The organism is Aquidulcibacter paucihalophilus (assembly GCF_002105465.1).
In the GTDB taxonomy this organism is placed as follows: Bacteria; Pseudomonadota; Alphaproteobacteria; order Caulobacterales; family Aquidulcibacteraceae; genus Aquidulcibacter; species Aquidulcibacter paucihalophilus.
Map to the genome: position 1 here is coordinate 36,508 of NZ_NCSQ01000104.1, position 18,879 is coordinate 55,386.

17 protein-coding genes and 1 tRNA gene are annotated in these 18,879 nt (G+C 57.0%); 4 read left to right on the top strand and 14 right to left on the bottom strand.

The annotated features are described in order from the left end of the window. Positions 1 to 12: 12 nt before the first annotated feature. From B7364_RS08150 to cmk, 12 genes are all read right to left on the bottom strand, one after another. A complete protein-coding gene (locus B7364_RS08150; protein ID WP_085339513.1) occupies positions 13 to 1,191 on the bottom strand; it encodes a thiolase family protein in 1,179 nt (392 codons plus the stop codon). Between the two features lie 30 nt (positions 1,192 to 1,221). Next, the gene (locus B7364_RS08155; protein ID WP_085339514.1) at positions 1,222 to 2,649 is read right to left on the bottom strand and encodes an aldehyde dehydrogenase family protein; all 1,428 of its coding nucleotides are present in this window, start codon (positions 2,647 to 2,649) and stop codon (positions 1,222 to 1,224) included. After that, positions 2,646 to 4,229, bottom strand: a complete 1,584-nt coding sequence (locus tag B7364_RS08160; protein WP_085339515.1) for an FAD-binding oxidoreductase — start codon at positions 4,227 to 4,229, stop codon at positions 2,646 to 2,648. Before B7364_RS08160 ends, B7364_RS08155 begins: the two co-directional genes overlap by 4 nt. A gap of 12 nt (positions 4,230 to 4,241) precedes the next feature. Beyond that, positions 4,242 to 4,898: a hypothetical protein gene (locus B7364_RS08165; protein ID WP_085339516.1), complete on the bottom strand. Its 657-nt coding sequence runs from the start codon at positions 4,896 to 4,898 to the stop codon at positions 4,242 to 4,244. Between the two features lie 65 nt (positions 4,899 to 4,963). Further along, a complete protein-coding gene (gene accD / locus B7364_RS08170) occupies positions 4,964 to 5,806 on the bottom strand; it encodes an acetyl-CoA carboxylase, carboxyltransferase subunit beta (protein ID WP_085339517.1) in 843 nt (280 codons plus the stop codon). Between the two features lie 11 nt (positions 5,807 to 5,817). Next, entirely contained in the window at positions 5,818 to 6,633 is an 816-nt protein-coding gene (gene trpA / locus B7364_RS08175) for a tryptophan synthase subunit alpha (RefSeq protein WP_085339518.1), read from the bottom strand. Then, on the bottom strand, positions 6,633 to 7,844 hold the full coding sequence (trpB, locus tag B7364_RS08180) for a tryptophan synthase subunit beta (RefSeq protein WP_085339519.1): 1,212 nt from the start codon (positions 7,842 to 7,844) through the stop codon (positions 6,633 to 6,635). The genes trpA and trpB overlap by 1 nt, the downstream gene beginning before the upstream one ends. A 19-nt stretch (positions 7,845 to 7,863) precedes the next feature. Then, complete coding sequence (locus B7364_RS08185) at positions 7,864 to 8,502, bottom strand: phosphoribosylanthranilate isomerase (protein WP_085339520.1); 639 nt, start codon at positions 8,500 to 8,502, stop codon at positions 7,864 to 7,866. A gap of 66 nt (positions 8,503 to 8,568) precedes the next feature. Beyond that, on the bottom strand, positions 8,569 to 8,973 hold the full coding sequence (gene mscL / locus B7364_RS08190) for a large-conductance mechanosensitive channel protein MscL (RefSeq protein ID WP_085339521.1): 405 nt from the start codon (positions 8,971 to 8,973) through the stop codon (positions 8,569 to 8,571). A gap of 121 nt (positions 8,974 to 9,094) precedes the next feature. After that, a complete protein-coding gene (gene ihfB / locus B7364_RS08195) occupies positions 9,095 to 9,391 on the bottom strand; it encodes an integration host factor subunit beta (protein WP_085339522.1) in 297 nt (98 codons plus the stop codon). A gap of 178 nt (positions 9,392 to 9,569) precedes the next feature. Next, positions 9,570 to 11,267: a 30S ribosomal protein S1 gene (gene rpsA, locus B7364_RS08200; protein WP_085339523.1), complete on the bottom strand. Its 1,698-nt coding sequence runs from the start codon at positions 11,265 to 11,267 to the stop codon at positions 9,570 to 9,572. A 158-nt stretch (positions 11,268 to 11,425) separates the two neighbouring features. Next, a complete protein-coding gene (cmk, locus tag B7364_RS08205; protein ID WP_085339531.1) occupies positions 11,426 to 12,058 on the bottom strand; it encodes a (d)CMP kinase in 633 nt (210 codons plus the stop codon). 176 nt (positions 12,059 to 12,234) lie between these two features. Between cmk and aroA the strand changes: the two genes are divergently transcribed. The 3 genes from aroA to B7364_RS08225 all read left to right on the top strand — a co-directional run bounded on the left by aroA (position 12,235) and on the right by B7364_RS08225 (position 14,514). Then, a complete protein-coding gene (gene aroA, locus B7364_RS08210) occupies positions 12,235 to 13,536 on the top strand; it encodes a 3-phosphoshikimate 1-carboxyvinyltransferase (RefSeq protein ID WP_085339524.1) in 1,302 nt (433 codons plus the stop codon). A gap of 117 nt (positions 13,537 to 13,653) precedes the next feature. Next, positions 13,654 to 14,172, top strand: coding sequence for a TIGR02300 family protein (locus tag B7364_RS08215; RefSeq protein ID WP_157893589.1), 519 nt, complete (start codon positions 13,654 to 13,656; stop codon positions 14,170 to 14,172). Positions 14,173 to 14,438: 266 nt separating this feature from the next. After that, positions 14,439 to 14,514 (top strand) — tRNA-Ala (locus B7364_RS08225). Between the two features lie 145 nt (positions 14,515 to 14,659). Here the strand turns inward: B7364_RS08225 and B7364_RS08230 are convergent. Next, on the bottom strand, positions 14,660 to 16,204 hold the full coding sequence (locus B7364_RS08230) for a relaxase/mobilization nuclease domain-containing protein (protein WP_085339527.1): 1,545 nt from the start codon (positions 16,202 to 16,204) through the stop codon (positions 14,660 to 14,662). Between the two features lie 734 nt (positions 16,205 to 16,938). Further along, the gene (locus tag B7364_RS08235; RefSeq protein WP_157893590.1) at positions 16,939 to 18,300 is read right to left on the bottom strand and encodes an IS110 family RNA-guided transposase; all 1,362 of its coding nucleotides are present in this window, start codon (positions 18,298 to 18,300) and stop codon (positions 16,939 to 16,941) included. A 321-nt stretch (positions 18,301 to 18,621) separates the two neighbouring features. Here B7364_RS08235 and B7364_RS08240 point away from each other — a divergent pair. Beyond that, positions 18,622 to 18,879, top strand: a 258-nt coding sequence (locus B7364_RS08240) for a hypothetical protein (protein ID WP_157893591.1), incomplete at its 3' end; no start/stop codon positions are given.

Genomic DNA, 18,879 nt, shown 5'->3' on the forward strand with positions numbered 1-18,879 from the left:
AATTTCGAGGATTTAGGCGCGTTGAAGGCAGATGGCAGTGGCTTCACCCCCGCCAATACACAGGCTAGCGAGACCACGCTTAGCCCCACGCGCCTCCATTGCAGCGATCAAGGTCGCGATGATGCGAGAGCCCGACGAGCCAATTGGATGGCCCAAGGCACAGGCCCCACCATTCACATTCACCTTCTCATGCGGGATGCCCAAATCTTTCATGGCAATCATTGGCACAATGGCGAAAGCCTCATTGATCTCAACCAGATCAACATCCTCAACCGACCAGCCCGCTTTGGTCAGCGCCTTTTGCATGGCTTTGACGGGGGCGGTGGTGAAATAAGCAGGCTCGTGCGCATGGGCGGCACTTGAGACTATTTCGGCCAGGATTTTAAGCCCACGCGCCTCGGCCTCCGATTTTGCCATCAGAACAAGGGCGGAGGCACCATCGGAAATGGCAGAAGCATTGGCCGCGGTTACGGTACCATCCTTGGTGAAAGCGGGTTTCAGACTGGGGATTTTCTCTGGGCGTGCCTTTGCGGGCAGTTCGTCGCGATCCACCACACTTTCCCCGCCTCGGCCGCTAATGGTGACGGGGGCGATTTCGCGCGCAAATGCCCCAGAGGCAGTCGCGGCTTGCGCCCGTTTCAACGTCTCCAATGCATAGGCATCTTGGGCCTCACGGGTGAATTGATACTCGCCGGCCACTTGGTCGGCATAAAAGCCCATCGGCTTGCCTTCATAGGCATCTTCCAGACCATCGAGTGCCATATGGTCAAAGATCCGATCATGGCCATATTTCATGCCGCCGCGGTGGGTCTTCATCAGATGGGGCGCGTTCGACATGCTCTCCATCCCACCCGCGATCACAATTTTGGCTTCGCCCGCCTTTATGGCATTGGCGGCCATGATCGTGGCTTGCATGCCCGAGCCGCACATCTTGTTCAGCGTAGTGGCTTCAACACCTATCGGCAGACCCGCCTTGAGGGCCGCCTGCCGCGCAGGGGCTTGGCCTTGGCCAGCAGGCAGAACATTGCCCATCAAGATCCAATCCACATCTTCGCCCGCAACGCCAGCTTCGGCCATGGCGGCCTTAACGGCGACAGCCCCCAATTCATTCGCGCTGAAGCTGCTCAATTCCCCCAACAGCCCACCCATGGGTGTACGGGCCAAACCAACGATGACGACGGGGTCCTGCATGAAGATTTCCTTAGTTAAGCGAGAGCGAAATCACGTCTCTTCAGAATAAGCACTTAAGGGCGTCACGTCACCCCTATTGGCGATCAAAGCTTTCCGACGGCAGAAGCGCTGGAAGCCAGCAGGCCCCATACGTGAACCGCCCAAGCCGCTGGCCTTGAAGCTCTGCTTTTCGGCTTCGTAGAATTGGCTGGTCAAAGCTGCATCATTCAAGCTGATGGCACCGGCTTCAATCTGGCGACCAATGGCTTCGGCCTCGTCCAAAGTGCCAGCAATCACGGCCGCCGATAGGCCATACTCGGTATCATTGGCCAGTTGGATCGCCTCTTCAACCGTATCAAACGCCATGACGGGCATAACGGGCCCAAAGGTTTCTTCGCGCATCAAGGCCATGTTGTGGTCAACATTGACCACGACGGTCGGCGCAAGCCAGTCCCCGCCCAAATGATGCTCCACAACGCCACCGGTCAGGATTTTCGCGCCCTTGGCAACTGCATCAGCCAATTGGGCTGCGATGATGTGTGCTTGCTTGCCAAAAATCATAGGCCCAATCTCGCCCACATTTCGGTCAGGCTGATTGAGGCGTGCCGCTTTCGCCGCCGTCACCAAACCTGCGACAAAATCCTCATAAAGCGGGCGGGCGACATAAATCCGCTCAATCGACTGGCACGCTTGGCCAGTCGACAAAACCGAACCGCGTAAGGCGGCCGCAACGGCTCGGTCGAGATCTGCGGTTTCTGTGATGATTAATGGGTCCTTGCCACCCAGTTCTAAGAAGGCGGGGATCAGCCTTCCTGCGGCTTGGACAGCCACTTTTTTGCCTGTGGCAACTGAACCCGTAAAGCAAATCGCGTCCACCGCATCGATCAAAGCTATGCCCGTTCCCCCATCCCCCAACATCAGTTGCAGAACGCCTTCTAAGGCGGGCACTTCGGCAATCGCTGCGCGTAAGGGCGAGACAAAGCGCGGCGTGACTTCCGATGGTTTGATGATCACGCTGCACCCAGCCAAAAGCGCCGGGATGGTGTCGATCATGGACAGGGTCAGCGGGAAATTCCACGGGCTGATCACGCCCACCAGCGCATAGGGCACCCATTGCGGGGCATGAGCCATGCGTGGATCAAGGCGTCCATCAGTCCAAGCTGTCGGCAGAAGATGGGGCGCTTGGGCAGCCCAACCGCCCAGACTTGCCAAAGCCCCTTCAATCTCGCGCCGCGCAATCTTGCCCCGCCCTGTATCCTCGGCAAGCGCCGTATGGATGGCCTCAAAATGGCGGGAAACGGCTGCTTGAAACGCCAAAAGTGCTTGCGCGCGCCCCTCAAGACCCAAAGCCTGCCAAGCCGTCTGTGCCCCGCGCGCGCGGGACGCGAGCGCTTGGACGGCCGCAACGTCTGCCGCCTCAATCCTAAAGTCGACTTGGCCTGTGCGTGGATTTTTGACGTCTAGGGCGCGTCTGCTCATAGGCCTAATACCCCGGGATTCATGCGATGATCTGGATCAAGATGGGTCTTGATCGCCTTAAGAAGCGCCCAGGCGACTGGCTCACGGGTTTGGGCATAGCGATAGGTGCGCCCGATTTGGAAGTGGGCTGCCCCGAAACGCTCAAAGATATCGAGTATTTTGCCCCGCACTTCATCTACCAAGGCCGCGTTAGTGGCATTGGCGGGCAGCTTGGGCACTTTGGCCAAGTAGGACGGTTCGAGCGTCGTCTCATGAATGCCATAGCGCGCATCTGGCCAGAAGAAGACGGGCTCAATCAAAAAGCCATTGGTGCTAATGGTCGTCACCAAATAGCCACTTGTCATGCCGCGTGCTTCAAAATCCTTGCCGTAAGAAGCAAACAAATCATCCAAAGCCTGCCAGCAAGGCTCACCCTGTGACAGCGGCACAATGCCATGGATCGGCACCCAGCGTTCGCCGTCTGGACCCAGAACATTATTGAGCGGGGTAAAGGGTGCAGCGCGCATCGCTTTGGGGATGGTGTTTTCGATTTCCCGCCCGCCATGGTTTTTCACGAGCTCGCGCAAAGCGCGGGCTGCATCCTCGACTTGGGCAGCCGATGCGCCTTCGGTGATCAGATGCAAGGTAAAGCCCGCATCATCCATAAAGCCACGGCCTGCGAGGGCCATTCGCGCGCCTTGCTTGACCCCTTCAAACATATTTTTCTGCGCGCCAATGACTGCGGCAAGGGTTTTTACGTCCTGCAATAAACTGGCGCGACGCATACGGATTTTCGCGAGATTGGGGTCAAAGGCACAGACTTCGCTGGCTAAATTGGTGCGCGCAACTGCAGCTGTGGCGCGTGCTGTTGCAGCTAAATCCGGCATTGCAAAGCTTAAGTGCGCTTCGTGGGCAGGCGAAGGGATCAGCCGTAAGGTGACTTCGGCCTTAATGCCTAGCGCACCGCAATCGCCGCAGAACAGGCCGGTTAAGTCCGGCCCATAATGTTTGAAGAACGGGCTGCCACCAGTCGTCCCTGCACTGCCGGTCCGCAAGATGCTGCCATCGGCCAAGACCACGGTCAGACAGGTAACGCTTTCTGAAGTTGTGCCCCAAATGCCCGCCCCAAAAAAGGCGTTCAATTGCGACAGGCCGCCACCAATCGTTGAACTGATGCCCGACAGTGGCCCCCAAAACGGGGTGCGCAGCCCGTGTGGGGCTAGGGCGGCTTGCACGGATGCCCAAGTTGCCCCTGCCTGCACTGTCACCAACATGTCTTCAGGACTGACCGAGATGACCTGATCCATGCGCCGCATATCGATGACGACGGCTCCGGCCTGATCGGTGACATAGCCAGAGGTATAGCTCATGCCGCCGCCACGCGGCACGATGATGGCCCCGGCTTGATGGGCAGCTTCCAAAACTTGCGACAATTCCTCGGTGGTGGCAGGCGCGACAACCATGCCTGCGACACCACCTTGGCTGAAAACATCCTCACTCATCGCGCGGCGGGTATCCTCGTCGCATGAGACATGTTCTGCCCCAATCAGCTGAGCCAGACGGTTGGCAAGAGCCAAGATTGTTGGAGCTGGTTCAACCATGATCAAGATCCTTTAAAGCGGTTTAGCTAAGCCCAAAAACGCCGCACCGAGCAATAGAAGCCAAATGGTGACGACCAGCGGGCGACTTTCATCCAAAGCGCGCGCAATCTCTTGATCGACCTCAGGGCTCGCGCCTTCTTGCACAAGACGTCCAAAGGCGGGACCAAAGCGAACCAATGCCCGACGGATCAACAAGCCGCACAGGATGGTGGCAGCAAGGATGGCGCATTTGGCCTTCAGAAAAAGTGGTAAGGCTGGTGCTTGTGGCCAGAGGTTCAAAGCGAGAATGGCTAAGACGACGATCACAGCCCAGCGAATGGCAAGGTCGGCTTGGCGCGCGAGCGACGTTGGCCCGAGGTGTCGCACGTGCAGCACCCATGCGAGAACGAGCCAGATCAGGCCAAAGGTCCAAATCAAAGCAAGGCTGAGCGGCCCCAAGATCAACCAACCCTTGAGCGAGGCCAAGGTCAGCCCTGTTGGCAGGGTCAAGATCATCGCCGTGCGCGGGGCCATATCGACCTGCGCCAAAACTTGTGCCGCCGCGATGCGTGCTGCTGCCGATTGCTTGGGATTGGTTAGAATGGTGGAACTATAAAACACGCCCAAGTCGCCGCCGAGCCAATAGACGAAGACGAGAAGATGCAAGAGCGTGAAAAGGGCTAAGTCCACTTCAGTGCCGATCCGTTCAAATGATATATTTCTATATCAATTAATTGGATGCGTTCGCAAGCGAATTAAGCCCGCAAGAGGCCCAAGATGCGCGCCAAAGTCGATTTCAGCTCGCGCCGATCCACGACGATGTCGACCATGCCATGCTCAAGCAGATATTCAGAGCGCTGGAAGCCCGGTGGCAATTTCTGGCGGATGGTTTGTTCGATAACGCGTTGTCCGGCAAAGCCGATCAAGGCTCCGGGCTCTGCGATATGAATATCGCCCAACATCGCATAGCTGGCGGTCACGCCCCCAGTGGTGGGGTCGGTCAAAACCACGATGTAAGGCAGGCCAGCCCGGCGCAATTGGTCGATGGCCAGAGTGGTGCGCGGCATCTGCATCAGGGACAAAATCCCCTCTTGCATGCGGGCACCCCCTGCTGCGGTAAAGCAGATCAACGGGCATTTGCGGTCGAGTGCTTCTTGAGCAGCTTTGATAAAGGCTTCGCCCGCGGCCATCCCCAGCGAGCCCCCCATGAAGTTGAAGTCTTGCACCAAGGCCACGGTGTAATTGCCACCAACCTTGCCATAGCCTATGGCCATGGCATCATCGCGGCCTGTCTTGGCGCGTGCGTCTTTCAGGCGATCGACATAGCGCTTGTCGTCTTTGAATTTCAGCGGGTCTTCCACCACTTTGGGCGTGTCGACTGCCAGCCAGCTTTCGCCGTCAAACAAATAACGGAAGCGGAGCTCGGGCCCAATCCGCATGTGACGGCCCGAAGGCGTCACCCATTGGCTGTTTTCCAGATCAACCCGATAGAGCATTTCGCCACTATCGGGGTCCTTGACCCACAAATTGTCGGGCGTTTCCCGCTTTTGCAGAAGCTTATTGATGCCCGGACGGATACGGTCGATCCAGCTATTCATGCATGTGGCTCCTAGCGGGCTTGCGCAATGGCTTGCGACAAGGACTGACAAAACAAAGCTGCAGCCATAGCAGCATCGCCACCAGTTTCGTGTGCACTGGCGATCACGTCAACCAGCGCAGAGCCAACCACCACGCCATCTGCGATTTTGGCGGTGCGTGCGGCAGCCTCAGGCGTCTTGATCCCAAAGCCGACGGCAACCGGCAGGCCTGAAGCCTGACGCACTTCCGCGACGGCTTCAGCAATATCAGCAGTCTCGATCGCCTTGTCACCCGTAATGCCCGCAACGGAGACATAATAGACAAAGCCGCTGACGCCCGCGACGACCGCCGGTAAGCGCTTGGCGTCGGTTGTCGGTGTCGCCAAACGGATCAAGGCAAGATCGCTAGCCTGCATGGCGGCGCGCAGCTCTGCATCCTCCTCAGGCGGGGCGTCGACGATGATCGCACCATCAATGCCCACGTCGGCAGCATGGCGTGCAAAAGCATCATAGCCCATGGTCTCAACGGGATTGAGATAACCCATCACGATCAGAGGCGTTTCAGGATGCTTCTGGCGAAATTGGGCAACCAAGGCCATGGTCTTGCGCAAAGTGGTGCCATTTTTCAAAGCGCGAATCCCAGCACGCTGGATCGAAGGGCCATCGGCCATCGGGTCGGTAAAGGGAAAGCCCAGCTCAATCACATCCACACCCGCCTTTGGCAAGGCGTCGAGAATGGCAGCACAAACTTCTAGCGAGGGATCACCGGCCATCACATAGGCAACCAATGCGGCCCGATTTTCGGCTTTGGCGCGGGCAAAAGCGTTCGAAAGACGTCCGACTGGCATTAGATTTTCGCCCCTAAAGCATTGGCAATGGTGAAAATGTCTTTGTCGCCACGGCCACAGAGGTTCATCACGACAATCCCGCCTTTCCCAACATCCTTGGCGATCTCACCCACCCGGGCCAAAGCATGCGATGGCTCCAAAGCGGGCAGAATGCCCTCCAAGCGGGCGCAGAGTTGGAAGGCTTCCAGCGCCTCATCGTCCGTGGCCGACAAATAGGTCGCCCGGCCCGTGTCTTTCAAAAACGCATGCTCGGGCCCAACACCTGGATAGTCGAGGCCTGCCGAGATGGAGTGCGCGTCGATGATTTGGCCATCGTCATTTTGCAACAGATAGGTACGATTCCCATGCAAAACGCCGGGGCGGCCGCCTGTCAAAGCGGCCGCATGGAGGCCTGTTTCAATGCCATGGCCTGCCGCTTCCACACCATAAATCTTCACACTTTCGTCTTCGAGGAAGGGGTGGAATAGACCAATCGCGTTCGAGCCCCCACCAATGCAAGCCACCAAAGCATCGGGCAGACGACCTTCGCGTTCCAGCATTTGCTGCTTGGTTTCCCGGCCAATAACCGATTGGAAGTCACGCACCAATTGGGGATAGGGATGTGGGCCTGCGACCGTGCCGATGATGTAGAAGGTATCCTTCACATTGGTGACCCAATCGCGCAGGGCTTCGTTCATGGCGTCCTTAAGCGTCGCCGTTCCAGCATCCACGGGGCGGACTTCTGCCCCCAACAGCTTCATTCGGAACACATTGGGGCTTTGCCGCTCAACGTCCGTCGCGCCCATATAGACGATACAAGGCAGACCAAAGCGGGCGCAAACCGTCGCTGTGGCTACGCCATGTTGGCCCGCACCGGTTTCGGCAATGATACGCGTCTTACCCATACGCATGGCCAAGAAAATCTGGCCCATACAATTATTGATCTTGTGGGCACCAGTATGATTCAGCTCATCGCGCTTGAAATAGATTTTTGCGCCACCGAAATGCTCGGTCAAACGCTCAGCGAAATAAAGTGGGCTTGGTCGGCCGACATAGTCGCGCAAGAAAATGTCTAAGGTTTCCTGAAAGCTTGGATCGGCTTTGGCCTCTTCATAGGCCTGCTGTAGCGCCAAGATGTTGGGCATCAGGGTTTCAGCGACAAAGCGACCGCCAAATTGGCCAAAGCGGCCTTGCGCGTCGGGATAAGAACCCCAGGAATTACGTGCGTCCATCTTGTTTAGTGATCCATTCTCAGTCGTTCAAAGCTTGCATAAAGCTCGCGATCCGCGTGATATCCTTTAGGCCGGGTGCGGCCTCAACACCAGAGGAGACATCCACCAAAGGTGCACCGGTTTGCCGTACCGCCGCTGCGACATTCTCTGGATTTAAGCCGCCCGACAAAAACCAAGGCACAGGACATTGGAAGCCCTGTAAAATCCTCCAGTCAAAGACATGGCCTAGGCCCCCGGGGCGATCGGAACCTTTCGGGGCCTTGGCGTCAAACAGGACATAATCGACGACACCAAGATAGGGCTTAATCTGCTCTAGGTCCTGGCGCTCAGAAATGCCAAACGCCCGAATGATGCCAACGCCACGCGCCTTAATGGCCGCACAACGCTCTGGGCTCTCTTTGCCCTGCACTTGCAGAAAATCTGGGCCAAGCTCTGCCAGTATCTGATTTACCAAGGCATCATCAGGGTCCACAACAACCGATACCGTACGCGCCATACCGGCCGCCATTTTCGCCAGAGGTTTAGCCTCAGCTGGCAGGATATGGCGCGGGCTTTTCGGAAAGGTCACAAAGCCGATGAAAGCAGCGCCATGAGCCAAAGCTTCGGCCACCGTTTGGCGGTCAGACAATCCACAGATTTTGGCTTCGGCAAGGCGCATGCTTGCTCATGTAGAGCGTTCAGCCCCAAAGCAAAAGCGCGCACTGCGGCAAATGGGCGTTCGACCTCAGCTTTGCTTTTTAAGCAGATCACGAATCTCGGCCAAAAGCTCTTCTTGGGTTGGACCTGCCGAGGCCGCGGGGGCAGGCGCAGGCGCGCGCACGCGATTATAGGACTTAACCACTAAGAACAGCACAAACCCGACAATGATAAAATTCAAGCCCGCCGCCAGAACATCGCCATAACCTATGGCTACTTCTGCCTTTTTGGCGGCTTCGTCTGCGGCTTGCAACACGATCTTCATGCCCGCCAGATCAACACCGCCGGTCAAAAGGCCCACGACCGGCATAATCACCTTGTCAACAAAAGCCGATACAATTTTGCCGAATGCGGCGCCGATGACCACACCGACGGCAAGGTCGACGACATTGCCGCCCGAGATAAAGGCTTTGAACTCATCAGCGAGGCTCATGCTGCTATCCTTCTACGCACGATTAGCACAACGCGGCGCACCCGTTTTCAGGGTCCATCGCGCGCTTGGAAAAATGGGGATGAAAAAAGAGAAGATGCGCCGCTGAGGGTGCGCCACAGGCTTATTCGCCAGGATCGACGCCACCATTCAGGCGGGCGCGCAATTCCTTGCCAGCTTTGAAGAAGGGGGCGTGCTTGGCTTCTACTGCCACCCCTTCCCCCGTACGTGGGTTGCGCCCCTGACGAGCCCCGCGCGAGCGCACCGAAAATGCTCCAAACCCGCGCAATTCAACGCGGTCGCCTCTTTCCAATGCCTTGGTGATCTCTTCCAGTACGGTATCGACAACGCGTTCGACATCCCCATGAAATAGATGCGGATTCTCGGTAGCTAATTTAGCAACAAGTTCAGATCGCAACATATGGGTCTGTCCCCCAGTTAAACTTTATCACGCACATATAACAGCAAAAAACCACTTATGCGCAAGCCTTCGCAAGGAAATTTGTCTTTGACCGAAAAATAAAAAGGCCAGAGCAACGCTCTGGCCTTTCTGCAAAGATTTGGTTTCTTGGGGTGATCTTGGATCACCTCCACCAAACTTAGTCGTTTTGTTCCTTTTGACGCAGGGCTGCACCAAGGATGTCGCCCAAGGATGCGCCGGAATCGGACGATCCAAACTGGCTAATGGCTTCTTTTTCTTCAGCCATTTCAAGCGCCTTGATCGAAACCGAGACTTTACGCGTTGCCTTGTCTATCGCGGTAACGACGGCATCTACGCGGTCACCAACGGCATAGCGCTCTGGGCGCTGCTCTGCACGATCGCGCGAGATGTCCGACTTGCGAACAAAAGCCTTCATGATGTTGTCTGGACCGATCGAGACTTCGATACCGCCCGAAGCAATTTCGGTCACGGTGCAGGTCACGGTTTGGCCGCGCTTCAAGGTCTCGGTTGCGAATGGGTCAGACGAGACTTGCTTGATACCGAGCGAAATACGCTCTTTTTCAACGTCGACATCAAGAACCTTGGCTTCGACCATGTCGCCGCGCTTGTAATTCTTGATGGCTTCTTCGCCAGGCTGGTTCCAATCGATGTCCGACATGTGGACCATGCCGTCCAGCTCGTCATTGACGCCAACGAACAGACCAAATTCGGTGATGTTCTTGATTTCGCCATTGATGGTGGAGCCAACGGGGAATTCAGTGACAAACGCGTCCCAAGGATTGGGTTGAGCTTGCTTCATGCCCAGCGAGATGCGGCGCTTGTCGCCATCCACATCGATCACGATCACATCGACGGGATCGCCAGGGTTGACGATTTTCGAAGGATGCAAGGTCTTCTTGGTCCAAGACATTTCGGACACGTGAACCAGACCTTCAACGCCCGATTCCAGCTCTACGAACGCACCATAATCGGTGATGTTGGTGATGACGCCCGAATAACGTGCGCCAACTGGATATTTGGCTTCTGCCCCATCCCAAGGATCCGACAGCAATTGCTTCATGCCCAAGGAGATACGCTGGGTGTCTGGGTTGATCTTGACGATCTGAACCTGAACCGTGTCGCCGACGTTCAGCACTTGGCTTGGGTGGCTGATACGCTTCCAACTCATGTCGGTGACATGCAACAGACCATCGACGCCGCCCAAGTCCACGAACGCACCATAATCGGTAATGTTCTTGACAACGCCATCGCGAATTTCGCCTTCGGCCAGACCTGCAACGATTTCGGTACGGGCTTCTGCGCGGTCGAGTTCGAGGATCGAGCGACGCGAAACCACGATATTGCCACGTGGGCGATCCATTTTCAGGATGCAGAATGGCTGGACGATGTTCATCAATGGGCCGACGTCGCGCACGGGGCGAATGTCAACTTGCGAACCTGGCAAGAAGGCGTTTGCGCCGCCGAGGTCAACGGTGAAGCCGCCCTTCACGCGGCCAACAATCGCACCATCAACCGACTCACCGGTTGCGAACAGCTTCTCAAGGCGGCCCCAAGCCTCTTCGCGGCGGGCCTTCTCGCGGCTGACAACGGCTTCACCGAGCGCGTTCTCAATCCGGTCGAGGTAAACTTCTACGGTGTCATTGACCTTCAAGGAAGAACCTTCAAGACCAAACTCGCGCAATGGAATGCGGCCTTCGGTCTTCAAACCAATGTCAACCAGAACGAAATCGTTCTCGATCGAAACAACGGTTGCGGAAATGACTTTGCCTTCGGTCAAGCCACCACGGGCACCAAAGGATTCTTCTAGCAATGCCGAGAAATCGTCCCGGCTCGGGTTAAGGAGCGTGTCGCTCATGTGTGTATCAGTCTCCGAATAGATGAAAGCAGGCCTGCCGGTTGGCTCCGGCGGTCTTGCCCGAAAGGTCCTGCGGCCTTCGGGCCTCACGTCTTACAACGCATCATTTTTGCATGTGAGTGAATGAAACGATTGTTGGAATTTCGAAGAAAGCCGGCTTAGCTTTTGGCCAAACGCACCTGTTCCACGATCAATCGGGCTTTATCCACAGCGGCCTCTATACTCAGCCCAGTGGTATCGAGCAAGTGGGAGTCTTCAGCAGGCCTTAAAGGGGCGTCTGCGCGCCCGGAATCTCGGGCATCTCGCTCCAGTGTTTGTGCCAGCATCGCCTCAAAAGAAATGACCTCGCCCAAAGCTTCCAGTTCCGTCTGGCGGCGACGGGCCCGCTCTTCCGGACTAGCCGAAACATACAGCTTCACATCGGCCTCAGGGCAAACCACTGTCCCAATATCCCGGCCATCGAGAACCGCGCCCCCTGCTTGCAGGGCAAAGTTACGTTGCAGGTCGAACAAGGCTTGCCGCACGGCTTGGTTGGCCGCCACCACAGATGCCGCCGCGCCGACTTGAGCCGTACGCAAGTCGGCATCCTCAATCCCATCCATCGACAAGCTTCGCGCTACCTTGGCTGCTGTCTCTGCATCTTGGGGTGAAAGTCCGGTCGACAGAAGCCGATAGGCCACACCCCGGTATAGCTTGCCCGTGTCCATATGGGGCAGACCATAGAACTCAGCCAAGGCTTTCGAAATCGTGCCCTTTCCAGCAGCGAGGGGGCCATCGACAGCGATAATCATGAATTGGGTGCCCATTGGCTAGGATTTGCGACGTGTGCGTTCGGGCGAGGTCCTACCAAGCTTGCCCGCCGCTGCCAAACAGCAATTACAACCAGCCCTCCAAAAGCCCGCTTTAGCAAAGCACACATGCCACATTGCGACTTTATTTTGTGTGCCCACGACTTTAAGGAGCGCTTATGGAAACCCTATTCATCCCTCGTTTCAAAGCCCCCGCCCGTGGCACCGTGACGGTGCCAGGCTCTAAGAGCATCAATAATCGGGCTTTATTGCTAGCCGCTTTGGCAGAGGGCCAATCTGTCCTGACTGGGGCACTCGACAGCGACGACACCCGCATCTTCGCGAGTTGCTTGAACGCCTTAGGCTTTGAGGTTGCCCACGACCCTGCCGCCTCTGTGTTTAAAGTGGCGGGATGTGGAGGCCAATTGCCAGCGCCCACAGGCGGCACCGCAGACTTGTTTGTCGGCAATGCAGGCACAGCCGCCCGTTTCCTCTTGGCCTTAAGCGCGCTTGGCCTTGCCCCCGTGCGCTTTGATGGCGTCGCTGCCATGCGTAAGCGGCCGATGGGCGATCTTCTCGAGGTTCTTGCCGCGCAAGGCGCACAAGTCAGCTTCGAAAGCGCGCCGGGTCATTTCCCTCTGGTGCTCACGGGCTCTGGCCTCCCCGGTGGCCGCTTAGAGCTGGATCCACAGCGCTCTAGCCAACAAGTTAGCGCGGCCCTCATGGTTGCTCCCTTTGCCAAGGCCGATACCGAGCTTCTTTTGACGGGGCCGATTGTCTCGGAACCCTATATCGCCATGACGATTGATATGATGGCCGATTGGGGCGTGCGGGTAAAGCGGCCAGAACCACACGTTTTGCGCGTAGCGACCGGTCAACATTATCAAGCCAAAGCACCCTATCACGTAGAACCGGATGCCTCGAGCGCATCATATTTCTTTGCTGCCGCAGCCGTGACCGGCGGACGTGTGACCATTCCCGGCCTCTCACGTAAAGCCTTGCAAGGCGATGCCCTCTTCGTGGATGCCCTGGCCGGCATGGGTGCCCGTGTGGAAGAAAGTGCCGATGGCCTCACCGTGACGGGCCCAGCCCAGCTCCATGGTCTTGAAATCAATATGAATGCGATTTCCGATACTGCGCCGACCCTTGCCGCCATCGCGTCCAATGCCTCAAGCCCCGTCCTGATTACCGGGGTAGAGCATATGCGCTGGAAAGAGACCGACCGGGTAAACGCCATGGCCACCCAATTGCGGGCCATGGGGGCCGACTTAGATGAACGTCAAGACGGTCTTCTGATCCGCCCGGCCAAATTGAGGCCCGCTCAAGTCGCGACCTATGACGACCACCGCATGGCGATGTCGCTTGCTATTGCGGGCTTAGCCAATGACGGGGTGACGATAGAGGACCCAGCCTGCACATCGAAAACCTTCCCGACCTTCTTCGACGTTTTGGGCCAGTTGCGCAGTCGATCGGCGGCGTAATTGCACCTAATTGCATTGGACTGCAGCATAGGTTTTGACAGCGTCACACTTACGTGGCAAGCGCTGCGCCCTTAGATTACCTTCCCAATGTGGCGATCGGCCAGTGGAGCCCCAACAGTGCCTAAAATTGACCTTGGCGAAAAACAATTGTGCCCCGCCTGCGGCGCAAAATTCTATGACCTACACAAGCGGCCTGCAGAATGCCCCAAATGTGGCAATGTGTTTGACCCCGATGATGAGGCCGTCAAAGCCCGTCGCGCCAAAGCACGTCTGACCGCCTTTGATCCTAAGCTGGCTGCGGCCGCCGAAGAGGATGACGAAGACGCGCCTGCAAAAGTCATCGACCCGGATATGGACGAGGACGAAATGGAGCATGAAGAAGTCACGGCAGAGCTCGATGCAGCCGCCGTGGACCAAGCGCCACTCGAACTCGATGATGATGAAGAATCCGACCCCATCAACCAAGGCACCGGCGGCGCAGATGTGCCCGAAGGCTTCTCTGAGCAGGAATTGGACGATGATGACCCAACTGCTGGTGACGATGAAGTGCCCTTCTTAGAAGATGACGAAGACCTTATCGATGACGATCTGGGCGATATCCCCGGTCCAGACGATGATGACGTCGACCCACGCTAAGGATTAAAGTCCGCGCTGCCTGTCGGCGCGTCGTGATTGTAAGAGGCCTGCGCTGACCGTTTCATAGGGTCAGCGCAGGCCTTTTGCGTTTCAGGCCCAGCGTTTGCGGGAAATGCCTGTCTGGCTGCCCGACCAGAGCAGTGCGCTGCAGCAATGCTGCGACGCCCGTCTTGATCCCCTCGTCTGAGACGTCTATACGCGGCGCTCTTGTGGGTTCGGTGGAGCCCACAACTCGATCCATTTGGTCCGTCATGACCAAATCAGATGGGGCCATAGCTCAGTTGGTAGAGCGCTTGAATGGCATTCAAGAGGTCAGGGGTTCGACTCCCCTTGGCTCCACCATTAAAACAAGGGGTTAGCAGATCGAAGCGCCCCAGAAAAAAGTTGCCGATACCGTATCGATACCAACTAAACGCAATTCGCGGGCATCAGTTGGCAACAGTTTTGCGCCTCTTTGATATGCAGTTTTACTGCTTTTTGTTTTGATTTAGCGCTCAAGCCCTGCCCCTATCACATGGCCTATAGACAGCTCCTGGCCGCTGCTGGCAGGTGCAATCGCAATTCCGACCCCGCGATCAATGACAGTTTGCTTGCCCAAGGACGTCGTAATGCTGCCAATCACAACACCTTCGCTCAAACCATGCGAGACTGCTCGACCCGAAATGCCAAGCTCCTTCTCGAGCGCATAAGCGGCATCAGCGTCGCGAAGCTTTGCCCAAGCCTCCGGCTTGAAGCCTAAGCCCTCGGCCTGCCGGACACCATAACCCTTGCTAACGAGGAATTCAGCGCGTGCATCAAGGCTAGGATCGCGTTGGCCTCCATCGCCTTGCCTTCCACCATCCGATTGGCCCAAACGCGCCAACTCCACATCCAGCGGCAAAAGGCGATGGGCAGTCATATCGTCGCGCGTAGCATCGGATCTGCCCGGCCGACCACCGATCGAGACTTCTGTTGACCGTGCCTTTTCTAAGTGCCCGCCAATGCGCTTCTCTTCCCAATGCGAGCGCATGATATCTTGCGACTTCTGCAGGGCGTCTAAGCGAGCTTTCAGATCAGCTGCAAAGGCAACCCCCTGCTTGGACTTAGTTGCCAGCCCAAGGCTTTCCAAATGCCCTACACGCGCCCGCACGAGCGCGCCCACAGTGTCGCGACGGGAAAGCTCTGCCTTAGGCAGAAGCCCGTCATGGCTCCTAGCAAGCGCCGACAACCGAATATCGATATCGGTCCAGCGATTGGCCGTGCTGCGGGTGAATAGGCCCCGCTCGGCATCGCTGCGGCTACTGTCCCCCAGTATAGCTTGAGCCTGCTCCTGGGCGCGTTCTCGTAGGCCATGACTGACATACGACCGAGGGATCACAAGGTCTTTGCCATTGGCCCTTTTGCCCCGCATCATGACGTGAGAATGAGGCTGATCGGTGTCGTAGTGGTTGACGGCCACCCACTCCAAATTCGGCTCTTTGAGATCGAGGCTGACCCTCTCCATGACGCCTCTCACATAGGCATCCATGTCATCAATCTTGTCGCCATGTTCGGCACTGATGATTAGCCGAAAGTGATGTCGATCCTGCTCCCAACCTGCACATTGGGCTCCGACTTCTTCGGCATTGCGCGAACCATCCAGATCATAAAAGCCAGCATCCACGCCGTCCTGTCCTGCCCCTTCGCGGGCCAGATAACTGACATGTTGGGCAAGCGCTTTACCCGGATTGGCAACACCACGGGGTCCTGAGTGACGTCCAATAAACACCTTCACCATGGCGCGCTGACCAGCTGGAACATAAAGAGTGACGCCACCGGATTTGGCCGGACCGCCACCACCGCCAGCCTGCGCCCCTCGCCCAAATAGACGCGAACCCGATAGCCGTTTTGCCAGACTAGCTTTGACTGAGCCGGGGTCATTGCCTCCACTTTTGGGCATCTCGGGGGAAACGCGTTCACGTGGCGCAACAAGGCGCGTGGCAATTAAATCCGTTACGCCGCCTGAACTGCCTGCGTCAGATCCGTGTCCAGAAGTCTTATGCGAACCCGCCATTTGGTGCCTCCAGACACCCAAAACCGCAAGACTTATGCCGACTTACATGCCACGACACACTGCAAGTCATGGCCCCACAAACATGACTTGCAAAAACATCAATCAAAACATGACAATGGAAGCCGCGGCAAGTCGCCCTCTTATATCTTGCACGTTTAATTGGCATTTCTCCAACTACGCGCATTTTTTCTTTCATAATCATCTCCTTGGTGATTTTGTATTTGCATATGATTTAGATTGGGACAAGCGTGGGATTTGGTTATTTGGGATTATTTGGAGCGGTGTTCTTGAAGGGTGGGCTGTATGGGTTGTTTCGAGAGGGGTGATAGCGGCGCGTCATGCACGTTTTCGGGCTCTTATCGACCTATGCGCAGGATCTTGGATGGATCGTGGGCGTCAGGCGGTCGGTTCGGCACAGATGCGGGTCGGCTGGGATTTGTGGGGGCATGAAGCTACACAGGCACATACGCGCGTTCGGCAGTGCTTTGGGGACGGTAGTTTGTCCTTTGGCGGTCTTCCTTCGCAGACAAGATATCGTGCTCACCCACTATCCTTGGTCATCGTCGCTGTCTTCCTCGCGGAACTCCCTTAGGCTTTGGCCTTTTGGGAACTGGTGGCTTCAAGAGGGATCGGATCGATCGGGATCCGGCTTGAAGGTAAGGGTTGATGGCACGGAGCGCGTTTCGATCCACATGGATCGAAGTTGTGCGCCAGCCTGGTGATAGAGCAAGGCTCTAGGCGGTCGGGGCGGTTATTGCGGGGCCAGCTTTTGGCGGCTTACCACGTCGCTTAAGCGTCATGGGTTTGCTGGCCGCCGCGATGGCTTCGTCGCGAAGCTTGGGATCAAGAGCAGCAAGTGCTGCCTTGATTTTCCCGAGTTGGCGCGCTGGCAAGGTGCGCTTGGAGCTTTGCACTAGGGCGATGATCTGAGGTGTCACGCCTTGCGGCGGTCTTTGTCTTGGAGCCTTGGGAGGCTTCTCATCAGCGGATAGGTCATCATTTTTTTGCGGCTTGGAGCGATCGCGTTTGGGTTTACCCGGATTTGATGGACTGGGTTCCCAGTCTGGTGCCCATTTTCCTGGAGCGAACTCGAAGACGGTGCCATCGCGCCACATGGCATGCATGATGCTGGCAAGTCGGCGCGCCATTGCGGTGACAGCTTTCTTGTGACCGCTGCGCTTGGCCTGTGCCATGCCCCAAGCTTTGAGTGTTGACCATGTGCCAGAGCGCGTCAGCATGGATTGGGCTGCCTCATAGAGGAGGGTTCGTACTTCCCCATCACCCCGCCGCGAGATCGCGCCGTTGTGACCATCGCTATCGCCTGATTGCCAGCGGCGGGGAGTGAGACCCAGATAGGCACCGACATCGCGGCTTTTGGTGAACCGCCCCGGGGTCTCGATTGCGGTTTTGAAGGTTAGTGCTGTGATGGGGCCAACACCAGGTATCCCCATGAAGCGGCGACAGACTTCATCTCCGCCGGCCAGCTCCCCAACCAAGCGGTCCAATCGCTCGACTTGGGCCCATAAAGCCTCGCGTGCGGCGAGCATCGCCCCGCACAAGCCTTCCAGCAAAGTGTCTCCGGCCACGGCGGCCATGACCGCATCTCCTAGCTTTCCCCGTGAGACAAGCCCCAGCTTGATGCCGAACACCTTCAATGAATGACGTATGGTGTTCTCGATATCGAGAAATTTGCGCTTGAGGGTCCGTCGGTGCACCAGGATCAAGCGGATCCGGTAGCAATCGCGGCTTTTCATATGAATGGCGCTAAACCAGCCGGTTCGCATGAGCTGGGCAATGCCACGGGCATCATTACGGTCGGTCTTGTTGCGTTGAGCACCAAGGCTTGCACGCACATGGCGGGTCTCCAGACAGGACGTAGGCAGACCTGCCTCCAGTAAGCCAGTATGCAGCCAGGGCGCTAGAGCTCCTGCTTCGTGGCCCAAGCCGCGTAGCGTACGCGCCCAGGGTTTGAGGATTTCTGCTATGATTAAGGGGTCGGTCTCGACCTCGGTTTCAAAAACAATTTCGCCTTCGCGGTCTACCACACACACCGCTGTTTTGAGGGTCGCAACATCTAGTCCAACAAAATGTTCCATTCTCGGTCTCCCGCGCTGTCGCGGCATTCCTTTTGCCGCCTCACGATTGGAGACCTTCACCCCCTCTATCGCAACCAATTCCTCCAATACTAACCCGAGTGAGGCACCGCCAATTACCGCGGCAAATCTCCCCTAAATCCAACTCACTGTGTCCCACTTTCGCAAACACCTGTCCCACTCTGAACAGGCCGACCCGAACAGGCATCTCAAAAGCGCAAAGCTTCTGAAGGCCAATAAAACAAGCAATCGAAGCCCAGCCTAGACCTGAGCACGCGAAAAGGGCGGAGCTGTTAGGCTCCGCCCTTGGGCTAATTTGGTTGGATGAAGTCGCTAGGCAGCTGTCTCCATCGGCAGGTCTGCTTCGGTGTCAGAGCCTTCGGCTTTTGCTTTGCCGCGGGCGAGGACTTCAAGTTCGCTGAAGGGGCCAAGCACGAACTCGATGACGTAGCGGGTGCGGCCTTGATCGTCGTCGTAGGAGCTGGGGCGGATGCGACCGAGGAGGCGAACCCGGGTGCCCTTTTAGACCATCGTCTCGATACGGGCGATGATGGCGGGGGCAAAGACGGTGACGCGGTGCCA

What these genes read in the sequence shown, in the direction of transcription:
- rpsA (WP_085339523.1), bottom strand. Translation starts at nt 11,267, where the DNA reads ATGAGCGACACGCTCCTTAACCCGAGCCGGGACGATTTCTCGGCATTG.
- B7364_RS08230 (WP_085339527.1), bottom strand. Translation starts at nt 16,204, where the DNA reads ATGGCGGGTTCGCATAAGACTTCTGGACACGGATCTGACGCAGGCAGT.
- B7364_RS08160 (WP_085339515.1), bottom strand. Translation starts at nt 4,229, where the DNA reads ATGGTTGAACCAGCTCCAACAATCTTGGCTCTTGCCAACCGTCTGGCT.
- B7364_RS08235 (WP_157893590.1), bottom strand. Translation starts at nt 18,300, where the DNA reads ATGGAACATTTTGTTGGACTAGATGTTGCGACCCTCAAAACAGCGGTG.
- cmk (WP_085339531.1), bottom strand. Translation starts at nt 12,058, where the DNA reads ATGATTATCGCTGTCGATGGCCCCCTCGCTGCTGGAAAGGGCACGATT.
- B7364_RS08155 (WP_085339514.1), bottom strand. Translation starts at nt 2,649, where the DNA reads ATGAGCAGACGCGCCCTAGACGTCAAAAATCCACGCACAGGCCAAGTC.
- trpB (WP_085339519.1), bottom strand. Translation starts at nt 7,844, where the DNA reads ATGGACGCACGTAATTCCTGGGGTTCTTATCCCGACGCGCAAGGCCGC.
- aroA (WP_085339524.1), top strand. Translation starts at nt 12,235, where the DNA reads ATGGAAACCCTATTCATCCCTCGTTTCAAAGCCCCCGCCCGTGGCACC.
- trpA (WP_085339518.1), bottom strand. Translation starts at nt 6,633, where the DNA reads ATGCCAGTCGGACGTCTTTCGAACGCTTTTGCCCGCGCCAAAGCCGAA.
- ihfB (WP_085339522.1), bottom strand. Translation starts at nt 9,391, where the DNA reads ATGTTGCGATCTGAACTTGTTGCTAAATTAGCTACCGAGAATCCGCAT.
- B7364_RS08150 (WP_085339513.1), bottom strand. Translation starts at nt 1,191, where the DNA reads ATGCAGGACCCCGTCGTCATCGTTGGTTTGGCCCGTACACCCATGGGT.
- accD (WP_085339517.1), bottom strand. Translation starts at nt 5,806, where the DNA reads ATGAATAGCTGGATCGACCGTATCCGTCCGGGCATCAATAAGCTTCTG.
- B7364_RS08185 (WP_085339520.1), bottom strand. Translation starts at nt 8,502, where the DNA reads ATGCGCCTTGCCGAAGCCAAAATCTGTGGATTGTCTGACCGCCAAACG.
- mscL (WP_085339521.1), bottom strand. Translation starts at nt 8,973, where the DNA reads ATGAGCCTCGCTGATGAGTTCAAAGCCTTTATCTCGGGCGGCAATGTC.